A 25,577-nucleotide genomic window follows, 5' to 3' on the forward strand; every position below is an offset into this window, starting at 1 on the left:
AACCCCATGCGCCTCTTTGCTAGCGCAAAACAGCTCAAGCGTGCAGCACTGTTTAGTGTCAGTACATTGATTATGTCCAGCACCCTGTGGACGGCATCGAGCTTTGCCGCTCAGTATTCACCGAATTTCAAAGGGACTGAAATCACCGAATTCGTCAATATCGTTGGCAAAAACCTCAAAAAAACCATCATTGTCGACCCTAAAGTTCGCGGTAAAATAAATGTTCGCAGTTACGATTTGCTGACCGAAAAACAATACTATCAGTTCTTTTTGAACGTGTTAGAAGTGTATGGTTTTTCGGTTGTGGAAATGGATAACAATGTATTAAAAGTTATCCCGAATAAAGATGCCAAGAGCGCGGCTATCCCCGTTGTTGGTGATGAAGCTCCAGGTCAGGGCGATGAAATGGTTACCCGCGTGGTATCGGTTAAAAATGTCTCGGTCCGTGAGCTATCACCGTTATTGCGACAACTGAGCGATCAGGCTGGTGGCGGCAATGTCGTTCACTATGAGCCTTCCAATGTCATTATGCTAACGGGCACGGCTGCCGTGGTGAATCGCCTGGTGCAAATCATCACTCGTGTTGACCGCGCTGGCGATCAGGATGTTAATATCGTCAAATTGAAATATGCGTCTGCCAGTGAAATGGTGCGTATTATTGAAAACATCAATAAACCTGCCTCGGGAAAAGCCGATACGCCAGCATTCCTTATTCCCAAAATCGTCGCCGATGATCGCACTAATTCAGTCATTATTTCGGGCGAAGGCCAGGCTCGCGATCGTATCGCGCGTTTGATTAGTCGTCTTGATAGTGAACTGGAGACTTCAGGCAATACCCGGGTTTACTATTTGAAATATGCCAAGGCGGAAGATCTTGTCACCGTTTTACAAAGTGTTTCTGACACCATGCAACGCGAATCTCAGGCAAAAACATCAGGGACAAATTCAACAGCGCGTCGCAGCAGCGGCGGCAACCGTAACGTTACCATTGAATCTCATAGTGATACCAACGCTTTGGTAATTACCGCAGAGCCGGATATGCTGCGCTCATTAGAATCGGTTATACGCCAGCTGGATATTCGTCGTGCGCAGGTGCATATCGAAGCCATTATCGTTGAAGTTTTCGAAAGTGACGGTGCGCAACTTGGTGTGCAGTGGGGAAGTGCCGAAGGCGGTTTTACCCAGTTTACCAATGGCGTTGTGCCAATTTCACAAATCGCCGGTGCCTATGTTGCCGGTCAAGGTGAGGAAGCTTCGCAAACAGAAATTGTAAATCCAGATGGTTCAATTACGCGTTCAAATAATCCAGATGAACCTGATGATTATACGTTATTAGCGCAACTGTTAGGTAACGTTAACGGCATGATGTTTGGCATCCTCGAAGATGATTGGGGTGCGGTTATTCAGGCAGTACAAAGCGATGTTAATTCAAACTTGTTGGCAACGCCGAGCATCACCACCTTAGATAACGAAGAAGCGTATTTTATTGTCGGTCAGGAAGTCCCGATTATCACTGGCTCATCTACTGGTTCGAACAATTCAAATCCATTCCAGACGGTAGATCGTAAAGAAGTGGGTATCAAGTTAAGAGTTACCCCTCAGGTGAATGAAGGCACTGGTGTGCAACTGACCATAGAGCAAGAAGTTTCCAGTGTCAGCGGCGCGACGGAAGTTGATATTGCGATCAATAAACGCGAAATCAAAACCACGGTGATGGCCGATAATGGTGCGACGATTGTCCTCGGTGGTTTGATTGATGAAGATGTGCAGGAAAGTCAGCAAAAAGTTCCTCTGCTTGGTGATATCCCGATTCTTGGTCATCTGTTTAGCTCAACCGGTAATACCGTGCGTAAACGTAACCTTATGGTTTTCCTTCGTCCGACCATTGTGCGCGAAGGCACAGCCATGGATATGATATCCCGAGAAAAATATAACTTTATCCGGGCTCAGGAAATCCGCAAACAGGAAGATGGGCTGTATTTGTTAGATGATGAAGCCTTGCCGTTATTGCCAGAGTGGAATGAAAGTCTGGCATTGCCTCCAACTTTTGAAGATTACATGGAACAACGTGAAATCCTTGAAGATGAGCAATATGAAGAGGGTAAAGAACAGCCACCGGAAGGTGACGAGCAAAAACCCCGGGATCCAGCTTAAAGGATTTACTTATGAGTCAGTTTGATCATTACAAACAGGCGAGCGACGGCGAGCAAAAAGACGCATTGGTTACCGAAACCAATGCTGTCGACGTTGAGTTATCAGAAGATGAGGCGATTGTAGAAACAGCCCCTCAACAATTGCCGTTTGCGTTTGCAAACCGTCATAACGTGTTACTTGAGCATCGTGATGAAGGATTTGCACTGCATTGCACCTCACAGGTAACAACCGATGCATTATTAGAAGTTCGCCGTTATCTTGGTCAGACGTTTATCGTAGAACAACATAGTGATGATGAATTTGAACAATTGCTGACTCTGGCGTATCAGCGAGATTCATCGGAAGCTAAGCAAATGATGGAAGATATCGGTAAAGAAGTGAATATGTACTCACTTGCCGATGAAATCCATGAAGCGGAAGACTTGCTTAATAATGAAGACGATGCACCGATCATTAAATTGATTAATGCGATGTTAAGTGAAGCCATCAAAGAAAATGCCTCAGATATTCATATTGAAACCTTTGAGAAAGTGCTAAGGGTTCGTTTTCGCGTCGATGGTGTCTTGCGAGAAGTGCTGCAACCGAACCGGAAACTGGCATCTATGCTCGTTTCCCGGATCAAAGTTATGGCAAAGCTGGATATCGCCGAAAAACGCATCCCGCAAGATGGTCGTATTTCATTGCGGATTGGTGGCCGGGCGGTCGATGTCCGGGTGTCTACGATGCCTTCAAGTCATGGTGAGCGCGTGGTTCTGCGTCTATTAGACAAAAATGCCGCGCGATTGAACCTGCAGGATTTGGGGATGACCGATGCTGCTCGTGAGCGATTCAGTAATATTATCGCCAAACCCCATGGCATTATTCTGGTCACCGGTCCTACAGGTTCCGGTAAAAGTACCACCTTATACGCTGGATTGACGCAAATTGACAATAATGAGCGTAATATTCTGACTGTAGAAGATCCGATTGAATTTGATATTGAAGGCATAGGTCAAACCCAGGTTAATACCAAAGTGGACATGACCTTTGCCCGTGGCCTTCGAGCCATCTTGCGTCAGGATCCCGATGTGGTTATGGTTGGTGAGATCCGCGATCTGGAAACGGCACAAATCTCCGTTCAGGCCAGTTTAACCGGTCACCTGGTATTATCTACCTTGCATACCAATACGGCAGCCGGTGCTATTACCCGACTTGAAGATATGGGGATTGAGCCGTTTTTGATTTCTTCTTCACTACTTGGCGTGCTTGCCCAACGACTGGTGCGAACATTATGTGATGAATGTAAAGAAACCCACGTTCCGACGGAAGAAGAGCGCGTATTAATGGAGCTGGATGCATCGCAAACGCCTACTATTTACCGAGCTAAAGGGTGTGTGAGTTGTAACTACAGCGGTTATCGGGGACGTACCGGCATACACGAACTGATTGTGGTCGATGATATGGTCCGGGAACTGATTCAAAATGGCAAAGGCGAGCGAGCCATTGAAAAAGCAGTACGCTCCCATACGCCAAGTATTCGTGATGATGGTGTCGACAAAGTGCTGGCAGGAATAACGACCCTTGAAGAGGTCATGAGAGTTACCCGGGAAGGTTAATTTATGCCAGCATTTGATTATCAGGCCGTTAATTCAAGCGGTAAGAACGTTAAGGGTGTTATCGAAGGGGATAATGCTCGCCAGGTTCGTTCGCAGTTGCGAGAGCAAGGATTAATTCCACTGGAAGTCACGCCAAGCCTAAACAAGGCCAAGGAACAAAGCGCCGCCAAGTCATTGTTTGCACGAAAGATTTCTTCTACGGATCTGGCGTTGATTACGCGCCAATTGGCAACGCTAGTAGAGTCTGGTTTACCGCTAGAAGAAGCCCTGGTGGCTGTGGGCGAACAATGTGACAAAGATCGACTGAAAAGTATGATTATGTCGGTACGCTCTAAAGTTACCGAAGGTTATTCCCTGGCCGAGAGTATGGCCGACTATCCGCTTATCTTTGACGATTTATTTCGGGCCATGGTTGCCGCCGGTGAGAAATCCGGTCATCTCGATAAGGTGCTGAATCGCTTGGCAGATTATACCGAACAACGCCAGCAAACCCGCAGTCAAATGCTTCAGGCGATGATTTATCCGATAGTGATGGTGCTGGTAGCCAGTGCGGTTATTATTGCGTTATTGATTTATGTAGTGCCTCAAATTGTCAGTCAGTTTGAACACATGGGGCAATCGCTGCCAGCCATTACCCAATTTTTAATTGCCACCAGTGAATTTTTACAAGATTACATTGTCATTATTCTTATTGCTCTGGCCGTATTCTATTTGATATTTAATCAAATGATGAAACGCAGTGGCTTTCGCTTAAAGGTGCACCAGCACTCGTTGCGATTGCCGTTGGTAGGTAAAATCATTCGTGGTTTGAATACCGCTCGTTTTGCCCGAACATTAAGTATATTAACGGCCAGTGCCGTGCCTTTACTCGATAGTATGAAAATATCCGGAGAGGTGCTGACCAATGATTACATTAAAGAAAAAGTACAACAAAGCGCCGAACTGGTGCGGGAAGGTTCCAGCCTTCGCAAAGCATTAGAGCAAACCAAGTTGTTTCCACCGATGATGCTTCATATGATAGCCAGTGGTGAAAAAAGTGGTGAGCTGGAACAAATGCTGGGTCGTGCAGCGGATAATCAGGATCGTGAATTTTCCGCCGTTGTCAGCATTTCCTTGAAGGTGTTTGAGCCATTGATTATGGTGGTGATGGCAGGCGTGGTATTATTGATTGTCCTGGCAATTATGCTGCCAATCATTCAATTGAATACACTAGTTTAAGATGGAATAGGTAGTAACATGAAACGTATTAGAAATATTAAACGCGTAAAAGGCTTTACGCTGATCGAAATCATGGTAGTCATCGTTATTTTAGGTGTTCTTGCCGGTTTAGTGGTGCCTAATATTATGGGTAACTTAGGGAAGGCGAACATTCAAAAAGCGATATCGGATGTTAGCGCTTTGGAAAATGCTTTGAATATGTATAAAACCGATAACTATCGTTATCCAACGACTGACCAAGGCCTTGAAGCATTGGTTGAAGAATCGGATATTGAACCGATCCCTCGTCGTTTTCAATCGGGCGGTTACATAAACCGTCTACCGCAAGACCCTTGGGGCAGCGATTACATACTGATCAGCCCGGGTGAATTTGGCAAGTTTGACGTGTTTAGCCCTGGCGAAGATGGTGAAGCGGGTACTGATGATGATATCGGTAACTGGAATCTGGAAGAATGGCGTTCAGGTAAAGCGTCAAACGACGACTAACGCAGTAACTGATTAGTCACGCGTTTTATCCTGAGGAGAATAGCAAGTGAGGCGAATGTCGCGAGGCTTTACGTTACTCGAAGTGATGCTGGTAATCGTCATTATCGGCATTATGGCCTCATTGCTTATTCCAACATTACGTGGCCAGGATTTTAGCCAGGATCTCGAAGTTCACGCCAAGCGCTTTGATTCGTTATTTACCTTGGCAGCAGAGTACGCATTACTAAATAACCTCGAACTGGGGTTGTTGGTCGAAGACAATATTTACGAGTTTTATGGATTCGATGGCCAGCGCTGGCAACCGCTAGACGACATTGACAGGCTCGAAAGGGTTGAGTTCAGTGACCCCTTTTCTATCAGCCTTAATCTTGAAGATTTACCTATCGAGACCCAACTTGGTATCGACACCGAGGATTTCGAAGAGCGCCAGGAAGAGTTCTACCTTGACGAAGAGGAAGAACCGGTTTTCCCCCAGGTTTACATCTTATCCGGTGGTGACATTACCCCATTTCAACTGACTTTTGCCTTTGATGACGGTTTTGATGCGCCGATTTACTATAGAGTAAGTTCCGGATATACCTTACCGTTAATCACAGAGGGGCCGCTTGATGAATTACCGTAATTCTCAGCGTCGCGGTTTTACCCTGATTGAAGTGATGATAGCGATGGCCATCTTTGCCATTGCCGGTACTGCAATTATTAAAGTTGCCAGCTCGAGTTTGTTAGGCACAGCACGCATGGAAACCAATACGGTTGCTCAATGGGTTGCGTCAAATCAGTTGGTTGCGGTGACACTTGAGAAAAACTGGCCACCAAAGAAAAATCAAAAAGGTGAAATCGAAATGTTGGATCGGCAATGGCATTGGCGGCAAATTGTCGAAGAAACCGAAGATGAATCCATGCGGGCTGTCACCATTGAAGTTCGTCTTGATCCCAGCGATGAATATCCTGTCGCGCAGATGATGACTTACCTTAGTCAGGGTAAACGCTGATGAAACGCAATGGTTTTACTTTTCTGGAAGTGATTCTCGCCATGGCCATTTTTGCGATGGTCGGACTAACCAGTGCGACCATGTTATCAACGGTGCTCGATTCACGAGATAAAGTAAACGAAAAAAATGCCCGCCTGGTCGAATTGCAACGTGCATTTTTGGTTATGGAACGTGACTTTCTGCAAATGACTAAACGCTCGGTCAGAATTGACGGCGAAGCGCCTTTGCAAGGTTTTTTACACAGTAATGAATCAACCTATTCCGGTAATACCCACGGTATTGCGTTTGTGCGTCAGGGCTGGTCAAACCCGGCACTAATGTTGCCTCGCAGTGACTTACAGGCTGTTGCCTATCAACTTGAAGAAGAAACCCTGAATCGCTTACATCGAATATTTGTCGATAGCATTGTTGGTGAAGAGCCAAAAATTCGCCCGTTGATCACCGGTGTCGATAATGTCGATTTTGAATACTTCTACGTCGATAAATGGGTCGCTGAACTCGGCGGCCCTGCGTTGCCCAAGGCTATCGCGATAGAAATCGAATTACAGGATTTAGGGCTTATTCGGCGCGAATTTCTGGTACCGGGAGTTGGCCAATGATGCCAACGCTATGTCCTAAAAAGCAGCAGGGTGTTGCACTCATTATCGTGCTCATGGTGATTGCGCTGACGACAATAATTGCCACCCAAATGAGCGGGACGCTGATGTTCCAGCAACAACGAAACGAGAATCTCGAATCCAATCAACAGGCCTATTGGTATGCGATGGGCGCAGAAGCATTTGCAAAAAGCGTTTTGTATCAGGATTTCAATGAAAGTAAAAACGTAACACATATAGGGCAGATGTGGGCAAGTGGCGAAATGCGCTTTCCGGTTGAGCTAGGGGAAATCAGCGGTGAAATCTTCGATCTTCAGGCATGCCTGAACTTAAATGCCCTAAATAGCGATCAAACTAATCAGGGCTCTACTTCACCACCAGGAGGAGCTTCGTCCTCAACCCCCTCTGCGTCCGCACCTGCGGGAGGAACAACCGGCGGTGCAGCAACACCTGCTAGTGGAACAACGACCTCAGGCAGTGCTTCTAGCGGTAGTAAAACCAATGGCGAATTGGCAAAAGAGGCATTAAAAGAATTGATCGTTTCTCTGGAAATTGACGGTATTGGCAATTTTGAAGCGGAATCGATGACCGATGCATTAGTAGACTGGCTGGATGAAGATAATTCGATTGTTAGTGCTGGTGGCGCCGAAGACGATGATTATGCCGCAAAAGAATTTCCCTATCTTGCCGCCAATAGCAAACTCGGATCAGTGAACGAATTACGGGTGATTGAGCACTTTACCCCACAGGTAATTTTGGCCCTGAAACCCTATGTCTGCGTTCTGCCGGATTCTGATTTACACAAGATCAATATCAACACCATGGATGGCGAAGATGTAAAATTATTGCAGGCGTTACTGGGCGGGACGGATGAAGGGACCGCTCAGGATATCTTGTCGGCACGCCCGGAAGATGGTTTTGCCACCATAGCCGCATTTACCGGCTTATCGGAATTAGCCAAAGTGAAAAATATAAATCAATTAAAACAGCAATTTGTTATCGACAGCGATTACTTTAAATTGACCACTAAAACCAGCTTCAATGGTAGCTTTTTTACGTTAAACTCTACCTTTATGGTAAAGAATGACGAATTGCTTGTGGTTAACCGAAGTATCGGAGCACATTAATGAGAGAAACATTATATATCAGGCTTGGGAGTCAGGATGTAGATCCTGTCCATTGGCTAATTACAGCCCCTGGTCAGGAAGATGAGATTGCGTCTGGGCAGTTGGATCATGCCTCGCAATTATCCGAACTGACGGAAAAAGCCTACATTCGTGACGTTAAGGTACTGGTTAATAGTGCCGATGTTCGATTAAAGACATTAAAAGTACCCGGCAAAAATGAGCGAGCCACCCGTCAGGCTACACCTTATATGCTTGAGGAAGATTTGGCTGAAGACGTTGAAGGATTATTTTTTGCCTTTGCCAGTGAGCCTCAGGACTATCAAGGGGATGCAAACACGTTCGTGGCGATTGTCGCCCACCAGCAAATGCAACAATGGCTATCCTGGTTAAAGCAGGCAGACATCAAAGTAAAAAATATGCTGCCGGATGTACTGGCATTGCCGTTTCATCAACAACAATGGGTTTGTGTCAATCTGGATAACCAGTGGCTAGTCCGAGCTGACGCATGGCAAGGGTTCGTGGTAGATCAGGACTACCTTGACTTGTTTTTGCAACAACACATGCATGAACGGGACGAGGAGACTGGAGATGTTCATATCCAATCGTTCTCCCATATCGATGATGTGAACCAGTCGGCAGCCATACCCAAAGGTCTGGTCTTAGAGCAGATGCCTGAGGAATTGCCGATGAAGTTGTTGGCAGATTACGCCGAGCAAAGTCGTTTTAATCTGTTACAAGGGCCTTATCAATTTAAGGAAGAGCGTTCGCCGATGATACGTATGTATCTGAAAGTGGCCGCTGTTGCGGGCATCGCTTTAGTGCTAAATATGTTGCTTAAAGGGTTCGAAATTTACCAGAATAATGCCAAGTATGAGCTCTACTCTGACAAAATTGAGCAGCAATACAAAAAGTCGTTTGGTCAAACCCAAACGGTGAGAATGGCGACGGTAAAACGTCAAATCAGTGCACGTATTAGCGAACTTGGCGGTGCAGGTGGCGATGATAATTTGCTCACTATGTTGGAAAAGCTGCGTCCGGCGTTTGCAAATGTGCCGACGATGAAACCTGAATCCATGAAATACGACGATAAACGTCAAGAATTGAGAATTTCGGTAGTAGCCGGAAACTACCAGGCGTTTGAACAATTTAAGTCCGAATTGGAAAAAGCCGAAATGGACGTAACCACAGGCGCACAGAATAACCAGGGCGACCAGGTGGTGGGGTCTTTTAATATCAGGAGTAAGTCATGAACGACTGGTGGCAGGGATTGAACCCAAGAGAGCAAAAAATGGTTGCCGGTTGTTCGGTCATTGTATTGTTGTCGGTGTTTTGGTTTGCGCTGTGGCAACCTATTAATGAGAGTTTAGTGCGCTCTGCAGAAAAATCGGAACAGCAACAACAATTATTGGTGTGGGTACATGACAATCTGGCTAAGTATGAATCGTTAAAACGCCAGGGCGGAGCTCGACCTAGCAGCGGAAGCTTATCCAGCGTCGTTAATCGCACCGCCAAGCGTTATCAGATTGAAATTGCCAGAATGCAGCCTCAAGGTGATAATCTTCAGGTCTGGGTTGATGAAGTGGCGTTTAATGATTTATTGCACTGGCTTGAGCAGCTACATAGCCGCGAAGGATTGGTAATACAGGCCATTGATATTGTAAAAGGCGACGAACAGGGTACCGTAAAAGTTCGTCGATTACAGGTTGGGCGAGTATGAAAAACATAAAAAAAGGCTTGTTGTATAGCCTGGGATTTTTCTTGGTTTATCTGGTCTTTGTGATAGCGATTGCGCCGGCCAACAAACTGGTCGCTATGGTCGAATTACCACAGGATGTTGTTCTGCATGGCGTTGCAGGTTCAGTCTGGGCGGGTGAGGCACAAAGTATGTCCACCAGCAATTATGAAATCAAAGACGTAGACTGGCGTTTGAGTTTTCTGTCGCTGTTAACCATGTCACCGAGTGCCGATATTAACTTCGGGCGCTCTCCTCGACTTGGCCCTACTGGCAGCCTTACCATCAGAAATGATCACCCGCTCGTTGGTTTTCATAATGCCGATATAAAAATCGAAGCAAGCCGCATTGTGGATTTAGTCACCTTACCCTTAGATATGCAAGCCAGTGGTCTGGTATCAATCGATTTGCATAAATTTATTACCGGCAAACAGGTATGTTCAGAAGTCGATGGTGAAATTTTCTGGCAGCAGGCCAGTATCAATGCATTTGATGAAAAGGTCGAACTGGGTAATTTTAAAGGAAAATTGCGTTGTGAAAATGACTCATTGGAGATTACTGTCGACCCTGATAATAACCTCGGATTGGAATTGTCGGTATTTATTCGCCAACGAGGCCGTGTTGCGGCGCAGGGCTATTTAACGCCTGGTCCTGAATTTCCAGAAAACGCCCGTTCTATATTAGGTTTTCTTGGCAATAAAGACGCCCAGGGACGTTATCGAATTCGCATTTAGCCAGAGATATTGGAATTGGCAATCATCGGATTTAAATCAGGCACCTGTTGACTGTTCAGGTGCGCGATTTTCACCAGTGAACGGGTTGGGTAATTGCTAAAAATACCGTCGATGCCTAAGTGGTGCATCTCAACAATATCTTGCTCATTATCAACAGTATAAACAAATACTTTCAAGCCTCTTTCATGGGCATCATTAACGAAGTCCTGATTTACAAAATCAATATCGATATGCACGCTATAGGCATCCAGACGCTCGGCAAATGCGGCATAATCTAGCGGGCAACTGGCGGTTAGGGCACCGGTGTTGATTTGTTGATTCAAGGTTTTCAGTTCGAACAGCAAATGATGATTAAAGGATGACAGGAGAAATTGACTCGGTTGAAAATGCCAATCTGTAATCGCCCGGTCCATAACTTTCAGCAATGGGATCACGGTACGATCAGCTTTGAGTTCAATATTTACCAGACATTGGCCATTGATACATTGCAATACTTCATCAAGGGTTGGAATGGACTGACCTTTACCCACATCGATGGTTTTGATTTGCGCTAACGTTAAATCACGAATACGTGTTGGCACGTTGGGCTGGTTTTTTAGCCAGCGATCATGAGTGACCACCAATTCACCATCGGCCAGCAAGTGCACATCGATTTCGATAGCATCCACTTGCATGGCCAGCGCTCGTTCAATCGCGAGAATTGTATTTTCAGGTTCATGACCGCTGGCACCCCGATGCGCGAATACCAGCATAGTTCACCTCAATTATTTAATAACGTGTGCGTAAGGTTGCCCAAGTCTGGTGACCGTTTGTGGACCAGCATCCGGTGCAAATTCAATGGTGTCTTTAGCGAATACGCAAACGACCGTTGAGCCAAGCTTAAATCGCCCCATTTCCTGTCCTTTTTCGAGGACAATGGCATCGTCACCTGAGCTTGCGTATTGCCAGCGAACAACGTCTTTTCCTGCCGGTGGGGTAACGGTTCCTGCCCATACGGTTTCTATACTGGCTACGATTGTCGCACCAACTAAAACCATCGCCATCGGGCCAATTTCGGTATCAAAGATGGCTACCACTCGCTCGTTTCGGGCAAACAGGTTAGGAACATTCTGTGCCGTTAGTGGATTGACCGAAAACAGCTCCCCCGGTATATAAATCATTTCTCTTAAAGTACCGGTAATTGGCATATGAATACGGTGATAATCTTTTGGCGCCAGGTAAATGGTTGAGAATTTTCCTTGTTGGAATGGTTCAGCGGTACTTGCTTCGCCCCCCAGTAATGTCTGGAGTGAATAATTAAAGCCCTTGGCCTGAATGATTTGGTCGTCTACGATGTCGCCTTGCTGACTGATCGCACCATCAACCGGGTAGCAGATTTCAGCAACGTCTGGGTTGATAGGGCGCATGCCGCCTTTTAACTCGCGGGTGAAGAAATCGTTAAAGGTTTTATAATCTTCAGCATTCTCCAGTTTCGCCTCTTTCATATCAATACCATAGGCTTTGATAAACTGCTTGATTGCAAATCGGGTTAAACCGCCCGCTTCAGCCGCAGCAAAATAACCGGTTAAACGGGACAATCCATGTTTGGGCATGGCATACTGCAGGGCAATTTTTAAATTATCCAATGACACGAAAGGTTTCCTTTAAATAGTGTTCATTCGGCCTGAGGCCGACGATACCGACTACTGCAAGTATAGATATTATTTCACCAACAGTTATCGATATTCAAATAGGTATTATTGAAAGCGAGAGGTAAGTTTATTACCGTCCAGGCTTGCTAAAATTCGTTGATAACTGGCGAATCGTACAGGATTGATCTGGCCTTCGTCAACGGCCGCTACCAGAGCGCAGCCAGGATCGTTTTGGTGTTTACAGTCTCTGAACTTACAGTGACCAAAAAACGGCTGGAATTCAATAAATCCAGCATCGACCTGTTCTGGCGTCAGGTGCCATAAACCAAACTCCCGGATACCCGGAGAATCAATCAAAGAACCACGGTTTTCGATATGATAGAGACGAGCCACGGTTGTTGTATGCTGGCCTAAACCAGAGTTATCGGAAACTTGCTGGGTAAGTAGCTCCAATCCTGGCATCAGAGAATTAACCAACGTCGATTTGCCGACCCCGGACTGACCAACAAAAATGCTGATCCGGTTATCAAGTCTCGCTCGAATGGCATCGATGCCTTCACCGGTCTTATTGCTGATTTCTATGACCTGATAGCCAATCGACTTGTACAGGGTTAGCTGCGCATCAATTCGCGCTTTTTCTTGGTCGTCGGTGACTAAATCAATCTTGTTTAAGACGATCACCGGCTCTATTCCCGTTAACTCGGTTGCCACCAGATAGCGATCAATGATGTCGGCGTTGAAAGCCGGTAAAATAGAGGAGACGATAAAAATCTGATCGATATTAGCGGCAATGGGCTTGAGGCCATCATAGACATCGGGTCGAGACAGTTCCGATGTGCGTTCATGGACCGCTTCTATTACGCCATTTATCGAGTGTTGGGTTTCTTTACCCAGACGCCATACAACCCTGTCACCGCAAACAATGCTCTTGACGGTTCGACGAATATTACAACGAAAAATATTGCCTGCTTCGTCTTCGACATCGGCATGTTGGCCGAATCGGGAGATAACAAGACCGGCTTGTTGCTCTGAGAGCTCATCATCTTGCCAGTGCGTTTTCTCATTGTTGAGTTTGCTGGACAGATTTGCCTTGATACGTCGATGCTGACCTTTGGTCAGCTTTTTGCGCTTAGCCACGGTTTTGATTCATCTAAATTGCCTATTGTTCAGGGCCAGATGCCCGAACAAATATTAATTGGTAAAAATTTGGCGTATTATACCGCTAGCTATGGGATATTGCATCTGTGCAATATTTGTACGAATTTCTTTAGACGAATTTAGGAATTGACGGATAATGCGGATATGCTGGATGGAGACACAATGTGATGCACAGGAGTAAAAATGAGTCTTATTGATGAAAACAATTTAATCTGGCTGGATTTGGAAATGACCGGGCTTGATCCGCAGCAGGATCAGATACTGGAGATTGCTACCATCGTCACCGACTCCGAACTGGAAATTTTAGCGGAAGGGCCGGTGTTTGCCATTGGCCATAGCCAACAAACCATGGACAGCATGAATGCATGGTGTATCAAACAACATGGCAAGAGCGGTCTGACAACGCGTTGCCTGGAATCTAAGGTAACCTTGCAGCAAGCGTGGGAGCAGACCCATGCTTTCTTGTCTCAATATGTTCCTGAAGGAAAATCACCGATGTGCGGTAATAGCATTGGTCAGGATCGACGATTTTTGAACGCTTACATGCCAGATTTTGAAAATTACTTTCATTACCGAAATCTCGATGTCAGTTCCATAAAAGAACTGGTGCGTCGCTGGCAGCCTGATATTTTACAGAAGGTAAGTAAAACCGGGACACATCTGGCCCTGGACGATATTCGGGAATCGATTGCAGAGCTTAAAGTTTATCGTCAACTTGCATTTAAAATCTGATGAATAATTAGCCATTTACCCTCAGCTTGTTTACCGATAGACTAATGTGACAGCGGCAGAATTATTCTGTGCTGTATCAGAATAATATTAAATGGACGTATGTTATGACACAGCCCCTCAAATCCGTCACTATGCCCTCCGGTTTATTTTCAAAAGCAGGCATCTACCTGGCCATGCTGCTGGCTTGTTTAGTGTTCTTTGTTGCCATGTCAAGCTGGCTATACCAACAATTGGCACAACGAGCAGATTACCTACAACAACAGCAAATCCCCTTTATAAAAAATAATGCGCAGTTGCTAACCAAACTTACCAAACTGGAATACCACTTAAGCCAGCAACAACTGGCGATTCAGCATCAACAATTTAACCGTCCATTAGACGATCTTCGCGACGCCTGGATGGGGATTATCAAATTGACGGATATGCATATATTGTGGCTCAACGATCAGGTGCGCATGGATCAAGCCAGTGATATTCAGATTCAGGCACAAAATTTTGTGGATGATTATCATCAATTTTCTGAACTTGTCGATGAGCTGTTACTGGTCAGGCAGGCCAGGAATGGACAATATCTGGCCAACATGAAGACCCTTAATGGCATTATTGCCCAGGTCGGGTCTTTAAAAAATCAGCAACAGATAGCACTGGATAAACAATCGACCGCGTTCGTATCAGCTAACAAACGGATTAATACACAACTGATAAATGCGCAAATAGAGGCGGTAGAATCTGTCGAGTATTATCAGTATCTGTATCAACAATTGCTGTTAATCAATCTTCAAATGAGTTCTTTGTCATCCAATCTGACCACCAAGAGCTTTAATGATACCGCTGCTGATGTTGCTCATCAGGCGCGGTTAATTTCTCAGCATATGGATAACGGGCCTAAGGAAAAAGCGTTTATCAAGGTATCCGCAGACATTGAAGAGTTAATAAATCAGTTTATCGGTTCCGGCCAGCTGTTTGCGAAATGGCGGGAAGATGCACAGGTCACTAAGCGGGTGGTCAATCGATTAAGCAGCTATCAAGGTTTCTTGCAGCAAACCAGTACCCTGGTTTCTTCCAGTCAGTTTTTTGATCTACCGGAATTTTCTCTCAATATCCCGCTGATAAACATTAACTTGAGTGAGTCAATGATGCTTCCCATTGGCTTTTTGGTCATGGTGATTTTGCTAGCCTTTAGCGCATTGATAGCCTGGCGTATGCTGGTATTGATTCAACGCAGTTTTTATCAAGGCGCAGAGCTAGGCTTTGCTATGGGCAATCAGAAAGTACACCCCAAAACGCCTACCGACTCGTCCATATTGGATGACGAGAGAGTCTCTGCGGTGCTCGCTATGGAAACCAAACCTGAAATATTAGCCAATGAGCTTGCACTAATTGAACAGCAAGCTTTGGATGATGCCAGAGCGCTTGAAAGTGAACCACAGGTAACCTCGAAAACCGTGGCGGTTGACCCAATGCTCAGTGTCTTACCGGTCAGCGATGCCCATCCTACGGTGGTGATGGACATGGATAAATTCAATCATTACCATGCGACCAAAGAAATGGCTGCGTCTATGTTCGATGATTATTTGCAGCGCAATGAAGCCAATTTGCAGCGTTTACAATCCGCATTTGACTCAAACAACCTGCTTTTGGTGGCAAAAATCAATGAAGCGATTTTACAAACCGCCAAAATTCTATTTGCACCACGATTAATCCGAGTCTGTCAGATTTTGCGCCAATATTGTCACGAAAAAGAATTTGAGAATGCCCAAAGCCTGCTGCCAGCGATTGAGCAGGCGATGACTGAAATTAGCGAGTATACCGCTTAAGTCAGAGTATTCACGGTTATCAGGTTTAACGAATGAGATATGCTCTCTGAGCTTCTCATTCGCATCGATTGCTATTAATCGTAGTTTTGAGTGCAGAACCCATGTCGCGTGCTGTGATCGAATCCGATAATTTGGCTGAGCGTTGTCACTAAGTTGAGCGAGGAACGGTCACTCAACTTAGTGACAAACGGATAAACTGTTGAACATATCAAGGATTGTGTACTTTGCTTGAAGGATTGTTTTCATTAGTTGCAGCAATAGCTGAAGCTGTGTTCGCGTTAATTGCAGCACTAGTTGAATTCGTAGCGGGCTTTTTTGTAGCTGCTGGTGAGACACTAACTTTTATAGATTTAGGAGCCTTGCTCGTAGTCTTGTTTTTTGAAGTTGTTCTTTGGTTTATTTTATGGATAGCCGAGCTAATCGTTTCTTTGTTTAGATGGCGCAGGCCTAAATTAGTGAAAAAACCAATACTCTGGCGCCCTAAACCGAAAAAAAGAAAAAGCACGGAGTAGTGCAAAATGCGTATAGCAACCAGGGGCAGCAAAGAGCGAACAGCGGACTAAGAATGGTAGTATAAAAAATAATGAGCGAAGTTGATTTAGTTTTTTTAGTTGTCATTCTAATTGTAGGTGTATTCACTTCAAAATTAGCCACCAAAAGGAAAGCAAAGTTCAAAATATCTGCTGACAAATTCATATCGACCTATGGTTTGGAAAGGATAACCTCTATTTCCTCAGAGCTTTATAGACATGGATTTAGTATTTTCGATCTTGACGATGATGGCTTATTAGAAAATATACTTATCAAAACAGGCTCTTCGGATGATGTTTATATTTTTGATTTTAAACACGTAAAAAAAGATGGTGGTCGAACATCTCAATTGGCTACGCAACGGGTCGCCTTTATTAAGCTAAAAAATGATTTGCTATATAGCTTTGATCTCAAACCTGAAAGTTATTTTGACAAGTTTAAACAAGCAATTGGTTTTGAGGATATCGATTTTAATGACTACAAAGTCTTCTCGAATAAATACGCCTTAAATTCCTCAGATAAGGAAAAAGTAGAAAAGTGCTTTCCACAAAAGCTAATGAAGATATTAGAAGAAAAAGAAGGTGTCTTTATTGAAGCCAGAAAAAACTGCATCTTAATTTATAACAAAGGTGAGCATGAGCTTTCAGCCTATGAATCCTTATACAATGATGCAGTAATGTACAAAAAGCTTCTTATCGAAAGCGTATAACGCTCAGTCTGCTATTGGCACAGACTGTGTGAATATTAAAATTAGCTCCTAAAAATCGAGAAAAACTACTCCATTTCGCGTCTGAGATTTAATTCTGCGACGATTTCCCCCCTATAAAGGGAAAAGCTTTACGTAGCATCCTTTAATTTTTCACATCGAAATAGTTTTCACAGGGCCTGGGCACATCAGAGCCGTTCGGCTCTCGCCCTAGATGCCGTGTAGTATCACGGCATGACGCGAGTTTTTTGGCTTTTACCAACGTTTCATAAAATGAAACGTTATCCACCCAATGCGTTTTGCGCATTATCCCGCCATTACGATTTATCGTAATCTTCACCCAAAGAAACGTGTTTCTTTTTCACCTTGAGGGAATTTTAACTCCCGTTGTTGGCACATCAGAGCCGTTCGGCTCTAGCCCTAGATGCCGTGTAGTATCACGGCATGACGCTTTTAAAATTGCTTTTTCTGAATCCTGAAACCTGCCACCTTCTCACTCGAAGAATGTTCAATTCCTCGCGCTACGCATCCCTGGGTAATCCCTTCTCAATGCTGCGGATTAAGCGTTCTTTGTTACGTAATGTTGTTGCAACGGCTTGCTCGTGGCTTTGTTGCTGCTGGATTGCCCATTCGATATGCTCTTGTACCATCGGGGTGGACGTTGCGTATTTTTCTTGTAGCGCTTGTTGAATGATTAGGCTGGGCTTGGCATTGCCAAGTGCGATGGCGAGATTACGCTGCCAGCACTCAAATCCAATGCGGCGTATTGGAGAGCCCTGAAGATTTTTATCAAAGGCGGCTTCGGACCAGGAAAACAATTCCAGCAAGGATATTTCATCGAGGTTTTTTCTCGGTTGAAAATCCGCTTCTTCACTGACTTTAGCAAAACGATTCCACGGGCAGATTAGCTGGCAGTCATCACAGCCATAGATGCGATTGCCCATTAAAGGACGAAACTCTTCTGGAATGGCGGTGCGCAGCTCGATGGTCAGATAAGAAATGCAACGCCTTGCATCAACCACATAGGGAGCGACAATGGCGTCTGTCGGGCATATTTTAATACATGCCACGCAATGACCACATTTTTGTTCGAGTGCAGTATCGACCGGCAGGGGAATATCAATCAGTAATTCACCAAGAAAAAACCACGAACCAGCCTGTTGATCTAATAACAAGCTGTGCTTGCCAACCCAGCCAAGGCCAGCTTTAGCGGCTAATGGCCGTTCCAAAACCGGTGCAGAATCGACAAAGGGTCGATAATTGAGATTCTGACAATAGGTCTTAATGCGTTCGCCTAATTGCTTCAGGCGCTGGCGCAACAGCTTATGATAATCGCGGCCTAAGGCATAGCGGCTGACATAGGCATGATCGGTTTGTTTTAATACTTTTGCGAATTTCGCATGGGTTGGCAGGTAATCCATGCGGGCAGTGATCACGCGCAGTGTCCCTGGCAGGAGTTCGTCAGCTCTGGCACGCATCATGCCATGTCGAGCCATATAATCCATATTGCCGTGGTAGTTATTATCTAACCATTGTTGCAGGGCAGGTTCGTGCTCGCTCAGATCCGGTTCGCAAATTCCGACCTTCGCAAAACCTAACTCTGTTCCCCAAAGCTTGATTTTTTCTGCCAGTTCGAGATAGTTAACGTCAGACCTTTGATCCATGGACAATAATATGTTGCCAGTAAATATTAATACCAGCATACCACAACACGCCTATCGCGCTGAAACGGTTCGTGATAATGAATTGGCAGTAGCTGAAAAGTTAGGCGTGTTATCGATGCAATTAATGCAATATGCTGGTGAATCGGCGTTTAATTTGTTGCGACACAGATACCCGCACGCAAAAACCATTTTGGTGGTCTGTGGAAGTGGCAACAATGCCGGCGATGGCCTGATATTGGCGCGACTGGCCATCGAAGCGAATTTTCATGTCTATGTGCACAGTGTCGCCAACCCGGATAATTTGCGCTCAGATGCAAAAAGAGCCTGTCAGCAGTTTATCCAGCATGGCGGTCAGTTCCATAAGTTCAACGATATAGATGTCAGTCGCATCGATGTCATTATCGATGGATTGTTGGGCACGGGGATAACCGGAAATGTCAGAGAAAACTATCGATACGTGATTGAACTGATGAATCAGTTACCCGCACCGATTCTGGCACTGGATATTCCATCGGGCTTACATGCCAATACCGGGATGCCGATGGGAAGTGCGGTAGTTGCCGATGCAACGGTAACCTTTGTGGCTTTGAAACAAGGCTTATTAACCGGTTTGGCGGTAGATCACTGCGGTGAGGTTTTCATCTCAGGATTAGGGATCAAAGAGGCTTTCGAAAAATCCTGTAGCGATAATGTGGGCGTTATCTCTTTGCTAAATTTACCTCAACTTAAGCCGCGGGCGGGCTCCAGTCATAAAGGTGATAGCGGCAGAGTTCTTCTGGTCGGTGGCAATGTATCGACGCCGGGTGCGATAAAGCTGGCTGCAGAAGCATCGTTACGATGTGGTGCCGGTTTGGTAAGTGTTGCCTGTCATCCGGATTGTGGAGCAATGGTCCTGGCTAACCGCCCGGAAATCATGAGAGTCACGGATTTCGACACGCAGCTACAGGAACATTTATCCAGCAGTGATTCGATTGTGCTGGGGCCAGGTCTTGGCCTTGATGCCTGGGCACAGGAATTGTTCGTTAAAGTGCTATCAACTGAGAAGCCGATAATCGTCGACGGCGACGGTCTAGGCCTGTTGGCAGCCCATCCGCAAAGTCGGGATAACTGGATATTAACACCACACCCGAAAGAAGCGGCTCGATTGTTAAATACCAGCGTAGACAAAATCATGTCGGACAGATTTGAAGCGGCTAAATCCATAGCGTTACAGTATGGCGGTATATGTGTGCTTAAAGGGGCAGGTACACTGATCAGTGACGGCAACCACGTTTTGATCAATACCTCCGGCAATCCGGGAATGGCCAGTGGCGGTATGGGAGATTTGTTAACTGGCATACTGGCGGCTTTACGCTTACAATCTGCCTCTGAATGTGATGCTTGCTGCGCGAGCGTCTTTATTCACGGCCAGGCTGCCGATATTGCCAGTGAAAATGGCATCAAAGGTATGCTAGCCAGTGACCTTTTGCCCATTCTTCGTCAACTTGTAAACAGACCCGGATAATGAAAAGACTGCAATTTAACCTTGAAGATGAACAGGCCACCGTGGATTTTGGTAAACGATTGGCCAGTCTTGTAACCTCAATTCCCATCGAATCTATGGTGGTATTTTTGAATGGCAATTTGGGGGCAGGTAAAACGACATTAACTCGGGGATTTGTTCAGGGAATGGGACATAATGGCAATGTTAAAAGTCCAACGTATACTTTAGTAGAGCCATATGAACTTGATCCCTATCGAGTTTTCCATTTTGATTTGTATCGCCTCGCGGATCCGGAAGAGCTCGAATACATGGGTATTCGTGATTATTTTCAGCCGTTTTGTTTTAGTTTTATTGAATGGCCGGAAAAAGGCGCTGGCATTTTACCCGCAGAAGATCTTATTATTAATCTTGAGTATGTTGAACAACAACGTCGAGTCACACTTGTGGCTAAGAGCGTTACTGGTGAACAAATAATAAATAAACTAGTTTAGGGTTACTCGTCACATTATGTTTCGTGGTCATATAAAAATAATAACCTTGTTACTAGGTCTGCTAATCGCCCCCGTATTTGCAAAGAGCACCATTGATGGTGTTCGTGTCTGGCCATCGCCAGATTATACTCGGGTGGTTTTTGATCTCAGTAATACCCCAGATTACAGTTATTTCTTTTTAAAGAATCCTGAACGTCTGGTAATTGATTTTAAAGGTACCAATAACCAGGTTTCCCTGGCTGAGTTGGCAGCTAACGACACCCGTATAAAAAAAATCCGTACCAGTTCCGCCAAAGACAAAAAAAGCACCCGTATTGTTATTGAACTAAATGGCGGCTTCCAAGATAAAATTTTTCCCTTAAAACCTGCAGGACCTTATGGCAATCGCCTGGTGGTCGACTTGTTCGATCAAGAACGCAAAGAAGTGGTGATCAATAAACCTAAGGCGACAAACCGTGACGTGATTGTCGGGATTGATGCCGGCCATGGTGGTGAAGATCCAGGTTCCATTTCGAAAGATGGCACCTATGAAAAGAAAATTACCCTGCAAATCGCCAAAAAGCTGAAAGCCATTATTGATAAAGAACCGGGTATGAAAGCGGTAATGATCCGCAGTGGTGATTACTATATTCATGTCAATCGACGGACCGAAATTGCCCGTCAAAAACAGGTGGATTTTCTGGTATCGATCCACGCGGATGCGTTTCATACCAATCAACCCCGTGGTGCGTCCGTATGGATTGTTAATGACCGTAGAGCTGACTCGGAATTGTCGCGTTGGCTCGTCAATCGAGAGAAAAATTCTGCCTTGCTTGGCGGCGGCGGGGAGTTGATTAAAAAAACCAATGATGAAAATCTGGCGGTATTCCTAGCGGATCTGACCAAGGATAAGTCGCTGGAAATCTCCGACGTTATGGCTCGGAATGTGATTTCTGAAATGCGTAAGGTTACCCGGATGCACAAGACGCAGCCACAAAATGCCAGTCTGGCGGTATTGCGGGCGTCGGACATTCCATCGATGCTAGTGGAAACCGGGTTTATCTCCAACCCCTATGATTTTAAAAACTTAACCTCGCCGACGCACCAGAGTAAATTAGCCAAAGCAATCTTCTCGGGAATGAAGCGTTATTTCCATCAATTTCCACCGGAAGGTTCACTACTGGCAAGCCAGCGTCCTACCAAACATAAAATACGTGCGGGTGAATCTCTATCCGTCGTCGCGCAGCGCTATAAAGTGTCGGTAAGACAATTAAAACTTGCCAATAATTTAAAGTCTGATGTGGTTCGCATTGGTCAGACATTGACCATACCGCAAATGAATTAAGCTGCCATGACCATAGCGATATTACCACCGCGTCTGGCTAACCAGATTGCGGCTGGCGAAGTAGTTGAACGACCAGCATCAGTGGTAAAAGAGCTGGTGGAAAACAGCATTGATGCCGGCGCCAATAAAATAGTTATCGACATTGAGCAGGGCGGCCATAAACGTATTCGCATTAGTGATAATGGTAAAGGTATCCATCACGATCAGTTAGCTCTGGCGTTGTCTCGCCATGCCACTAGTAAAATTAAAGATCTTGATGATTTAGAATCGATCGCAAGTCTAGGATTTCGCGGTGAGGCTCTGGCCAGTATCAGCTCGGTCTCGAGATTAACCCTGACATCAAAGCCCGCCGATCAAGATACAGCCTGGCAAGCAATGGCGACCGGCCGTGAAATGGACGTCGATATCCAGCCAGCTGCGCATCCTGACGGCACCACGATTGACGTTGAAGACTTATTCTTTAATACACCCGCCCGGCGTAAGTTTCTGCGTACTCACAAAACTGAGTTTTCTCACATTGACGAAGTAATTCGTCGCATTGCATTATCAAAACTCGATATTAGTTTTACCCTTAATCATAACGGAAAAACCATCCGTCAGTATCGAGCTTCGAAAACTGATAAGCAGGTCGAGAAGCGGTTAGCGAGCATTTGTTCACAGGCATTTGTTGACAGTGCCATTGCTGTTGATTTTGAGCACCAGGGGCTGCATCTGTTTGGTTGGATTGCGGATCCGGGGTTCACCCGTAGTCAAAATGATCTGTGTTACAGCTATGTCAATGGCCGGATGATGCGAGATAAATTGATCAATCACGCAATTCGTCAGGCCTATTCACAGCGTCTGGCACACGATGCATATCCGGCTTTTGTGTTGTTTTTAAATCTTGATTTCGATCAGGTCGATGTTAATGTCCATCCCGCTAAGCATGAAGTGCGTTTTCATCACGCCCGCTTTGTCCATGACTTTATAGTCAGTGCCATTTCTCAGAGCTTACAACAGAGTTTGCAACAGAGCTTACTCAACAGCGAAACTGACACAGCTGAGTCCGTTTGTGATGCTGGGCATATTGAAGAGCATGGCGATTATGTGCAACCACTGCGCTCCGCAGATTCGCCGCCCCATGGATCACAATCCCCCTCCGGTAGAGCAACGTATAGCGCATCGTCGTCACCGGATTTTTCGGCTCGGTCATCGGCAATGGGCTATTTTTCTGAAAAACCGAGTAAGCAGGCACTGACAAACTATGACAGGTTGCTATCGACAGCGATTCCTGACGGGACAGACAAAGGTGCAGAATGGGCCGGTGACAAAGCGCTAAACCAACCGTTTGCTAGAGGCAATAAACCGGATTTTAGTAACGAGCACCGTGAATTAGGGGCAGGCCATGACACGATAATATCTGAACCTGGAGTTCGTACCGACTCATTAGTAAATCGTGATTATCGGGTGATCAAACTGGCGCAACAAGAGACTGCCGTGATATTGCATCAGGACGCCTTGTACTTGTTAAATACCTTGCCACTGATTTATCAGTTTCAGAAGCTTAAACTGGCACGCATATTATCGGATGAGATTGTTTCCCAGCCTTTATTGCTGCCCGTTGCCATCAATTTTGACCGTGATGTTCTCGACTTTATCAAACAATACATGCAAGACTTTATCGATCATGGGTTTGTGCTTGAAATTACATCACCGGGCAAATGCATCATTCGTCAGTATCCAGCTTTACTTAGAGAGCAGGATATCCAGTCCAGCTTTGAAAAGGTCCTAAACATCCTTCAACAGCAAACCGCTGGGGATTTTGATTGGTCAGACTGCTTCGCCAGACTGTTGAGCGATCCCGTTACATCATCCAGTGCGTTGCAGTCGATGCTTGATGTGTTGTGTGATTGTGCGGAATTGGACTTTTTTGCCCTGTTTGACTTGAATTGTATAGAACTAGACCTTACTTCGTACTTACATCAATTGAAGCTAGCTGAGTGAATGACCGACCTTAAACAACCGTCCTTATTACCTGTGATTTGTATTATGGGGCCAACCGCCTCAGGAAAAACAAGTCTGGCGATGCAACTTGCTGATCAACTTCCTTGCGATTTGATTAGCGTTGATTCTGCTCTGGTATACAAAGGAATGGATATTGGTACGGCCAAACCCACGGCAAAAGAGCTGCAGGACTACCCACATCAATTAATCGACTTAATCGATCCTAAGCAGAGTTATTCTGCCGCGGATTTTTGTCGTGATGCAAAAGCCGCCATCTTTTCAGCTCGAGAGCGGCAACGTTACCCGGTCCTGGTAGGTGGAACTATGATGTACTTTAAGAGCTTGTTACAGGGGCTATCGCCATTACCTGAGGCAGATGCATCTATTCGCAAGGACATTGAAGCTCAGGCAAACAAACACGGCTGGGAATATATCCATCAGGAACTGGCAAACGTCGATCCTATTTCGGCTGAGCGGATTCACCCGAACGATCCACAGCGATTGACTCGAGCTTTGGAAGTGTATCGTATCTCTGGAAAATCGCTCACCCAGCTAACAGAACACAAAGGTGAGACCGTCGAGGGACCGGTACTGCAATTTGCGATTAGCACACCAGAGCGATCGACCTTGCATCAACGTATTGAACTCAGGTATCAGCAAATGCTGGCACAGGGCTTTGAAGATGAAGTGAAAGTCCTGAAAAAGCGACAGGATCTGCATCCTGACTTACCGTCTATTCGATGTGTTGGTTATCGCCAGATGTGGGAATATCTTGACGGTGACTATGATTACGACGAGATGGTGTTCCGTGGAGTTTGTGCTACTCGGCAATTGGCAAAACGGCAGTTGACCTGGTTACGAAGTTGGCCGGATTTAACCTGGCTGAAAACCGATGATGAAAAGAATTTGCAAACAATATTACGCGCCTTGACGTAACGATTACCTATTGTTGCTTAAGGTATATCACTCATATTCGGTTGTTTTAAGGCTTAGCGGCAAATATATACGGCTTTTGTCTGGATATTGTTCGAGTGCTAAAAATTTTTAGAGAAAAAACAACCAAGTTTATGATCTGTGTGTATAATTAAATGGCTCGTTGTGTAACTAGCTAAATTTGAAACAAAATTATTAGAAAGAATAAAAAATAAGGGGCCTTAAAAATGGCAAAAGGGCAATCTTTACAAGACCCGTTTTTGAACGCATTGAGACGTGACCGCATTCCTGTGGCGATTTATCTTGTCAATGGGATTAAATTACAAGGTCAGGTCGAATCGTTTGATCAATTTGTGATTTTACTTAAAAACACCGTAAGTCAGATGGTATACAAACACGCGATTTCTACGGTAGTCCCTTCCCGGGCGGTGAATACCAGTACTCCAACTGAATATAACCAACCGATGGAATAACATTTGATGAGATTGAA

26 protein-coding genes are annotated in these 25,577 nt (G+C 45.3%); 21 read left to right on the plus strand and 5 right to left on the minus strand.

Annotation, left to right across the window (positions count from 1 at the left end):
* Positions 1-6: 6 nt before the first annotated feature.
* From gspD to ACHUFQ_RS00750, 11 genes are read left to right on the plus strand one after another with little or no spacing between them, the layout of a single operon-like run.
* Positions 7-2,154, plus strand: a complete 2,148-nt coding sequence (gene gspD, locus ACHUFQ_RS00700) for a type II secretion system secretin GspD (RefSeq protein ID WP_394172018.1) — start codon at positions 7-9, stop codon at positions 2,152-2,154.
* 11 nt (positions 2,155-2,165) lie between these two features.
* Complete coding sequence (gspE, locus tag ACHUFQ_RS00705; protein ID WP_394172019.1) at positions 2,166-3,749, plus strand: type II secretion system ATPase GspE; 1,584 nt, start codon at positions 2,166-2,168, stop codon at positions 3,747-3,749.
* Positions 3,750-3,752: 3 nt separating this feature from the next.
* On the plus strand, positions 3,753-4,967 hold the full coding sequence (gene gspF, locus ACHUFQ_RS00710; RefSeq protein WP_394172021.1) for a type II secretion system inner membrane protein GspF: 1,215 nt from the start codon (positions 3,753-3,755) through the stop codon (positions 4,965-4,967).
* Between the two features lie 27 nt (positions 4,968-4,994).
* On the plus strand, positions 4,995-5,453 hold the full coding sequence (gene gspG, locus ACHUFQ_RS00715) for a type II secretion system major pseudopilin GspG (protein ID WP_394172187.1): 459 nt from the start codon (positions 4,995-4,997) through the stop codon (positions 5,451-5,453).
* A 55-nt stretch (positions 5,454-5,508) separates the two neighbouring features.
* Positions 5,509-6,075: a type II secretion system minor pseudopilin GspH gene (gspH, locus tag ACHUFQ_RS00720; protein WP_394172022.1), complete on the plus strand. Its 567-nt coding sequence runs from the start codon at positions 5,509-5,511 to the stop codon at positions 6,073-6,075.
* A complete protein-coding gene (gspI, locus tag ACHUFQ_RS00725) occupies positions 6,062-6,445 on the plus strand; it encodes a type II secretion system minor pseudopilin GspI (protein WP_394172024.1) in 384 nt (127 codons plus the stop codon). Before gspH ends, gspI begins: the two co-directional genes overlap by 14 nt.
* On the plus strand, positions 6,445-7,044 hold the full coding sequence (gspJ, locus tag ACHUFQ_RS00730; protein ID WP_394172026.1) for a type II secretion system minor pseudopilin GspJ: 600 nt from the start codon (positions 6,445-6,447) through the stop codon (positions 7,042-7,044). Before gspI ends, gspJ begins: the two co-directional genes overlap by 1 nt.
* A complete protein-coding gene (gene gspK, locus ACHUFQ_RS00735) occupies positions 7,041-8,168 on the plus strand; it encodes a type II secretion system minor pseudopilin GspK (RefSeq protein ID WP_394172027.1) in 1,128 nt (375 codons plus the stop codon). Before gspJ ends, gspK begins: the two co-directional genes overlap by 4 nt.
* Entirely contained in the window at positions 8,168-9,418 is a 1,251-nt protein-coding gene (gene gspL, locus ACHUFQ_RS00740; RefSeq protein ID WP_394172028.1) for a type II secretion system protein GspL, read from the plus strand. Before gspK ends, gspL begins: the two co-directional genes overlap by 1 nt.
* Positions 9,415-9,885: a type II secretion system protein GspM gene (gene gspM, locus ACHUFQ_RS00745; RefSeq protein WP_394172030.1), complete on the plus strand. Its 471-nt coding sequence runs from the start codon at positions 9,415-9,417 to the stop codon at positions 9,883-9,885. Before gspL ends, gspM begins: the two co-directional genes overlap by 4 nt.
* On the plus strand, positions 9,882-10,634 hold the full coding sequence (locus tag ACHUFQ_RS00750) for a type II secretion system protein N (RefSeq protein ID WP_394172031.1): 753 nt from the start codon (positions 9,882-9,884) through the stop codon (positions 10,632-10,634). The genes gspM and ACHUFQ_RS00750 overlap by 4 nt, the downstream gene beginning before the upstream one ends.
* Here the strand turns inward: ACHUFQ_RS00750 and ACHUFQ_RS00755 are convergent.
* The 3 genes from ACHUFQ_RS00755 to rsgA all read right to left on the minus strand — a co-directional run bounded on the left by ACHUFQ_RS00755 (position 10,631) and on the right by rsgA (position 13,402).
* On the minus strand, positions 10,631-11,386 hold the full coding sequence (locus ACHUFQ_RS00755) for a glycerophosphodiester phosphodiesterase (protein WP_394172033.1): 756 nt from the start codon (positions 11,384-11,386) through the stop codon (positions 10,631-10,633). The two genes, ACHUFQ_RS00750 and ACHUFQ_RS00755, sit on opposite strands and share 4 nt — an antisense overlap.
* Before the next feature lie 12 nt (positions 11,387-11,398).
* Positions 11,399-12,259, minus strand: a complete 861-nt coding sequence (asd, locus tag ACHUFQ_RS00760) for an archaetidylserine decarboxylase (RefSeq protein WP_394172189.1) — start codon at positions 12,257-12,259, stop codon at positions 11,399-11,401.
* 111 nt (positions 12,260-12,370) lie between these two features.
* Entirely contained in the window at positions 12,371-13,402 is a 1,032-nt protein-coding gene (rsgA, locus tag ACHUFQ_RS00765; RefSeq protein WP_394172035.1) for a small ribosomal subunit biogenesis GTPase RsgA, read from the minus strand.
* Positions 13,403-13,606: 204 nt separating this feature from the next.
* On the opposite strand from rsgA, the gene orn reads away from it, so the two are divergent.
* From orn to ACHUFQ_RS00785, 4 genes are all read left to right on the plus strand, one after another.
* Positions 13,607-14,155, plus strand: a complete 549-nt coding sequence (gene orn / locus ACHUFQ_RS00770) for an oligoribonuclease (protein WP_394172037.1) — start codon at positions 13,607-13,609, stop codon at positions 14,153-14,155.
* A 104-nt stretch (positions 14,156-14,259) separates the two neighbouring features.
* The gene (locus ACHUFQ_RS00775) at positions 14,260-15,972 is read left to right on the plus strand and encodes a hypothetical protein (RefSeq protein WP_394172039.1); all 1,713 of its coding nucleotides are present in this window, start codon (positions 14,260-14,262) and stop codon (positions 15,970-15,972) included.
* A 224-nt stretch (positions 15,973-16,196) separates the two neighbouring features.
* Positions 16,197-16,484, plus strand: a complete 288-nt coding sequence (locus ACHUFQ_RS00780) for a hypothetical protein (protein WP_394172041.1) — start codon at positions 16,197-16,199, stop codon at positions 16,482-16,484.
* A gap of 71 nt (positions 16,485-16,555) precedes the next feature.
* Entirely contained in the window at positions 16,556-17,212 is a 657-nt protein-coding gene (locus ACHUFQ_RS00785; RefSeq protein ID WP_394172043.1) for a hypothetical protein, read from the plus strand.
* Between the two features lie 142 nt (positions 17,213-17,354).
* Here the strand turns inward: ACHUFQ_RS00785 and ACHUFQ_RS00790 are convergent, their stop codons facing one another.
* Positions 17,355-17,516 carry a hypothetical protein gene (locus ACHUFQ_RS00790; protein ID WP_394172044.1) on the minus strand — a complete coding sequence of 54 codons (162 nt, stop codon included), beginning with the start codon at positions 17,514-17,516 and terminating at the stop codon, positions 17,355-17,357.
* A gap of 214 nt (positions 17,517-17,730) precedes the next feature.
* Positions 17,731-18,912 (minus strand): tRNA epoxyqueuosine(34) reductase QueG, encoded by a 1,182-nt coding sequence (queG, locus tag ACHUFQ_RS00795; RefSeq protein ID WP_394172046.1) that lies wholly within the window; start codon positions 18,910-18,912, stop codon positions 17,731-17,733.
* Here queG and ACHUFQ_RS00800 point away from each other — a divergent pair.
* From ACHUFQ_RS00800 to hfq, 6 genes are all read left to right on the plus strand, one after another.
* The gene (locus ACHUFQ_RS00800) at positions 18,884-20,377 is read left to right on the plus strand and encodes an NAD(P)H-hydrate dehydratase (RefSeq protein WP_394172048.1); all 1,494 of its coding nucleotides are present in this window, start codon (positions 18,884-18,886) and stop codon (positions 20,375-20,377) included. The genes queG and ACHUFQ_RS00800 overlap by 29 nt on opposite strands.
* Positions 20,377-20,847, plus strand: a complete 471-nt coding sequence (gene tsaE, locus ACHUFQ_RS00805; protein WP_394172050.1) for a tRNA (adenosine(37)-N6)-threonylcarbamoyltransferase complex ATPase subunit type 1 TsaE — start codon at positions 20,377-20,379, stop codon at positions 20,845-20,847. The genes ACHUFQ_RS00800 and tsaE overlap by 1 nt, the downstream gene beginning before the upstream one ends.
* A 16-nt stretch (positions 20,848-20,863) precedes the next feature.
* Complete coding sequence (locus ACHUFQ_RS00810) at positions 20,864-22,171, plus strand: N-acetylmuramoyl-L-alanine amidase (RefSeq protein ID WP_394172052.1); 1,308 nt, start codon at positions 20,864-20,866, stop codon at positions 22,169-22,171.
* A 6-nt stretch (positions 22,172-22,177) separates the two neighbouring features.
* Complete coding sequence (mutL, locus tag ACHUFQ_RS00815; RefSeq protein WP_394172054.1) at positions 22,178-24,154, plus strand: DNA mismatch repair endonuclease MutL; 1,977 nt, start codon at positions 22,178-22,180, stop codon at positions 24,152-24,154.
* The gene (gene miaA / locus ACHUFQ_RS00820; protein WP_394172056.1) at positions 24,155-25,090 is read left to right on the plus strand and encodes a tRNA (adenosine(37)-N6)-dimethylallyltransferase MiaA; all 936 of its coding nucleotides are present in this window, start codon (positions 24,155-24,157) and stop codon (positions 25,088-25,090) included.
* 224 nt (positions 25,091-25,314) lie between these two features.
* Complete coding sequence (gene hfq, locus ACHUFQ_RS00825; protein WP_394172058.1) at positions 25,315-25,560, plus strand: RNA chaperone Hfq; 246 nt, start codon at positions 25,315-25,317, stop codon at positions 25,558-25,560.
* Positions 25,561-25,577: the final 17 nt, after the last annotated feature.

It is taken from the genome of Thalassotalea litorea, assembly GCF_043642205.1.
In the GTDB taxonomy this organism is placed as follows: domain Bacteria; phylum Pseudomonadota; class Gammaproteobacteria; order Enterobacterales; family Alteromonadaceae; genus Thalassotalea_A; species Thalassotalea_A litorea.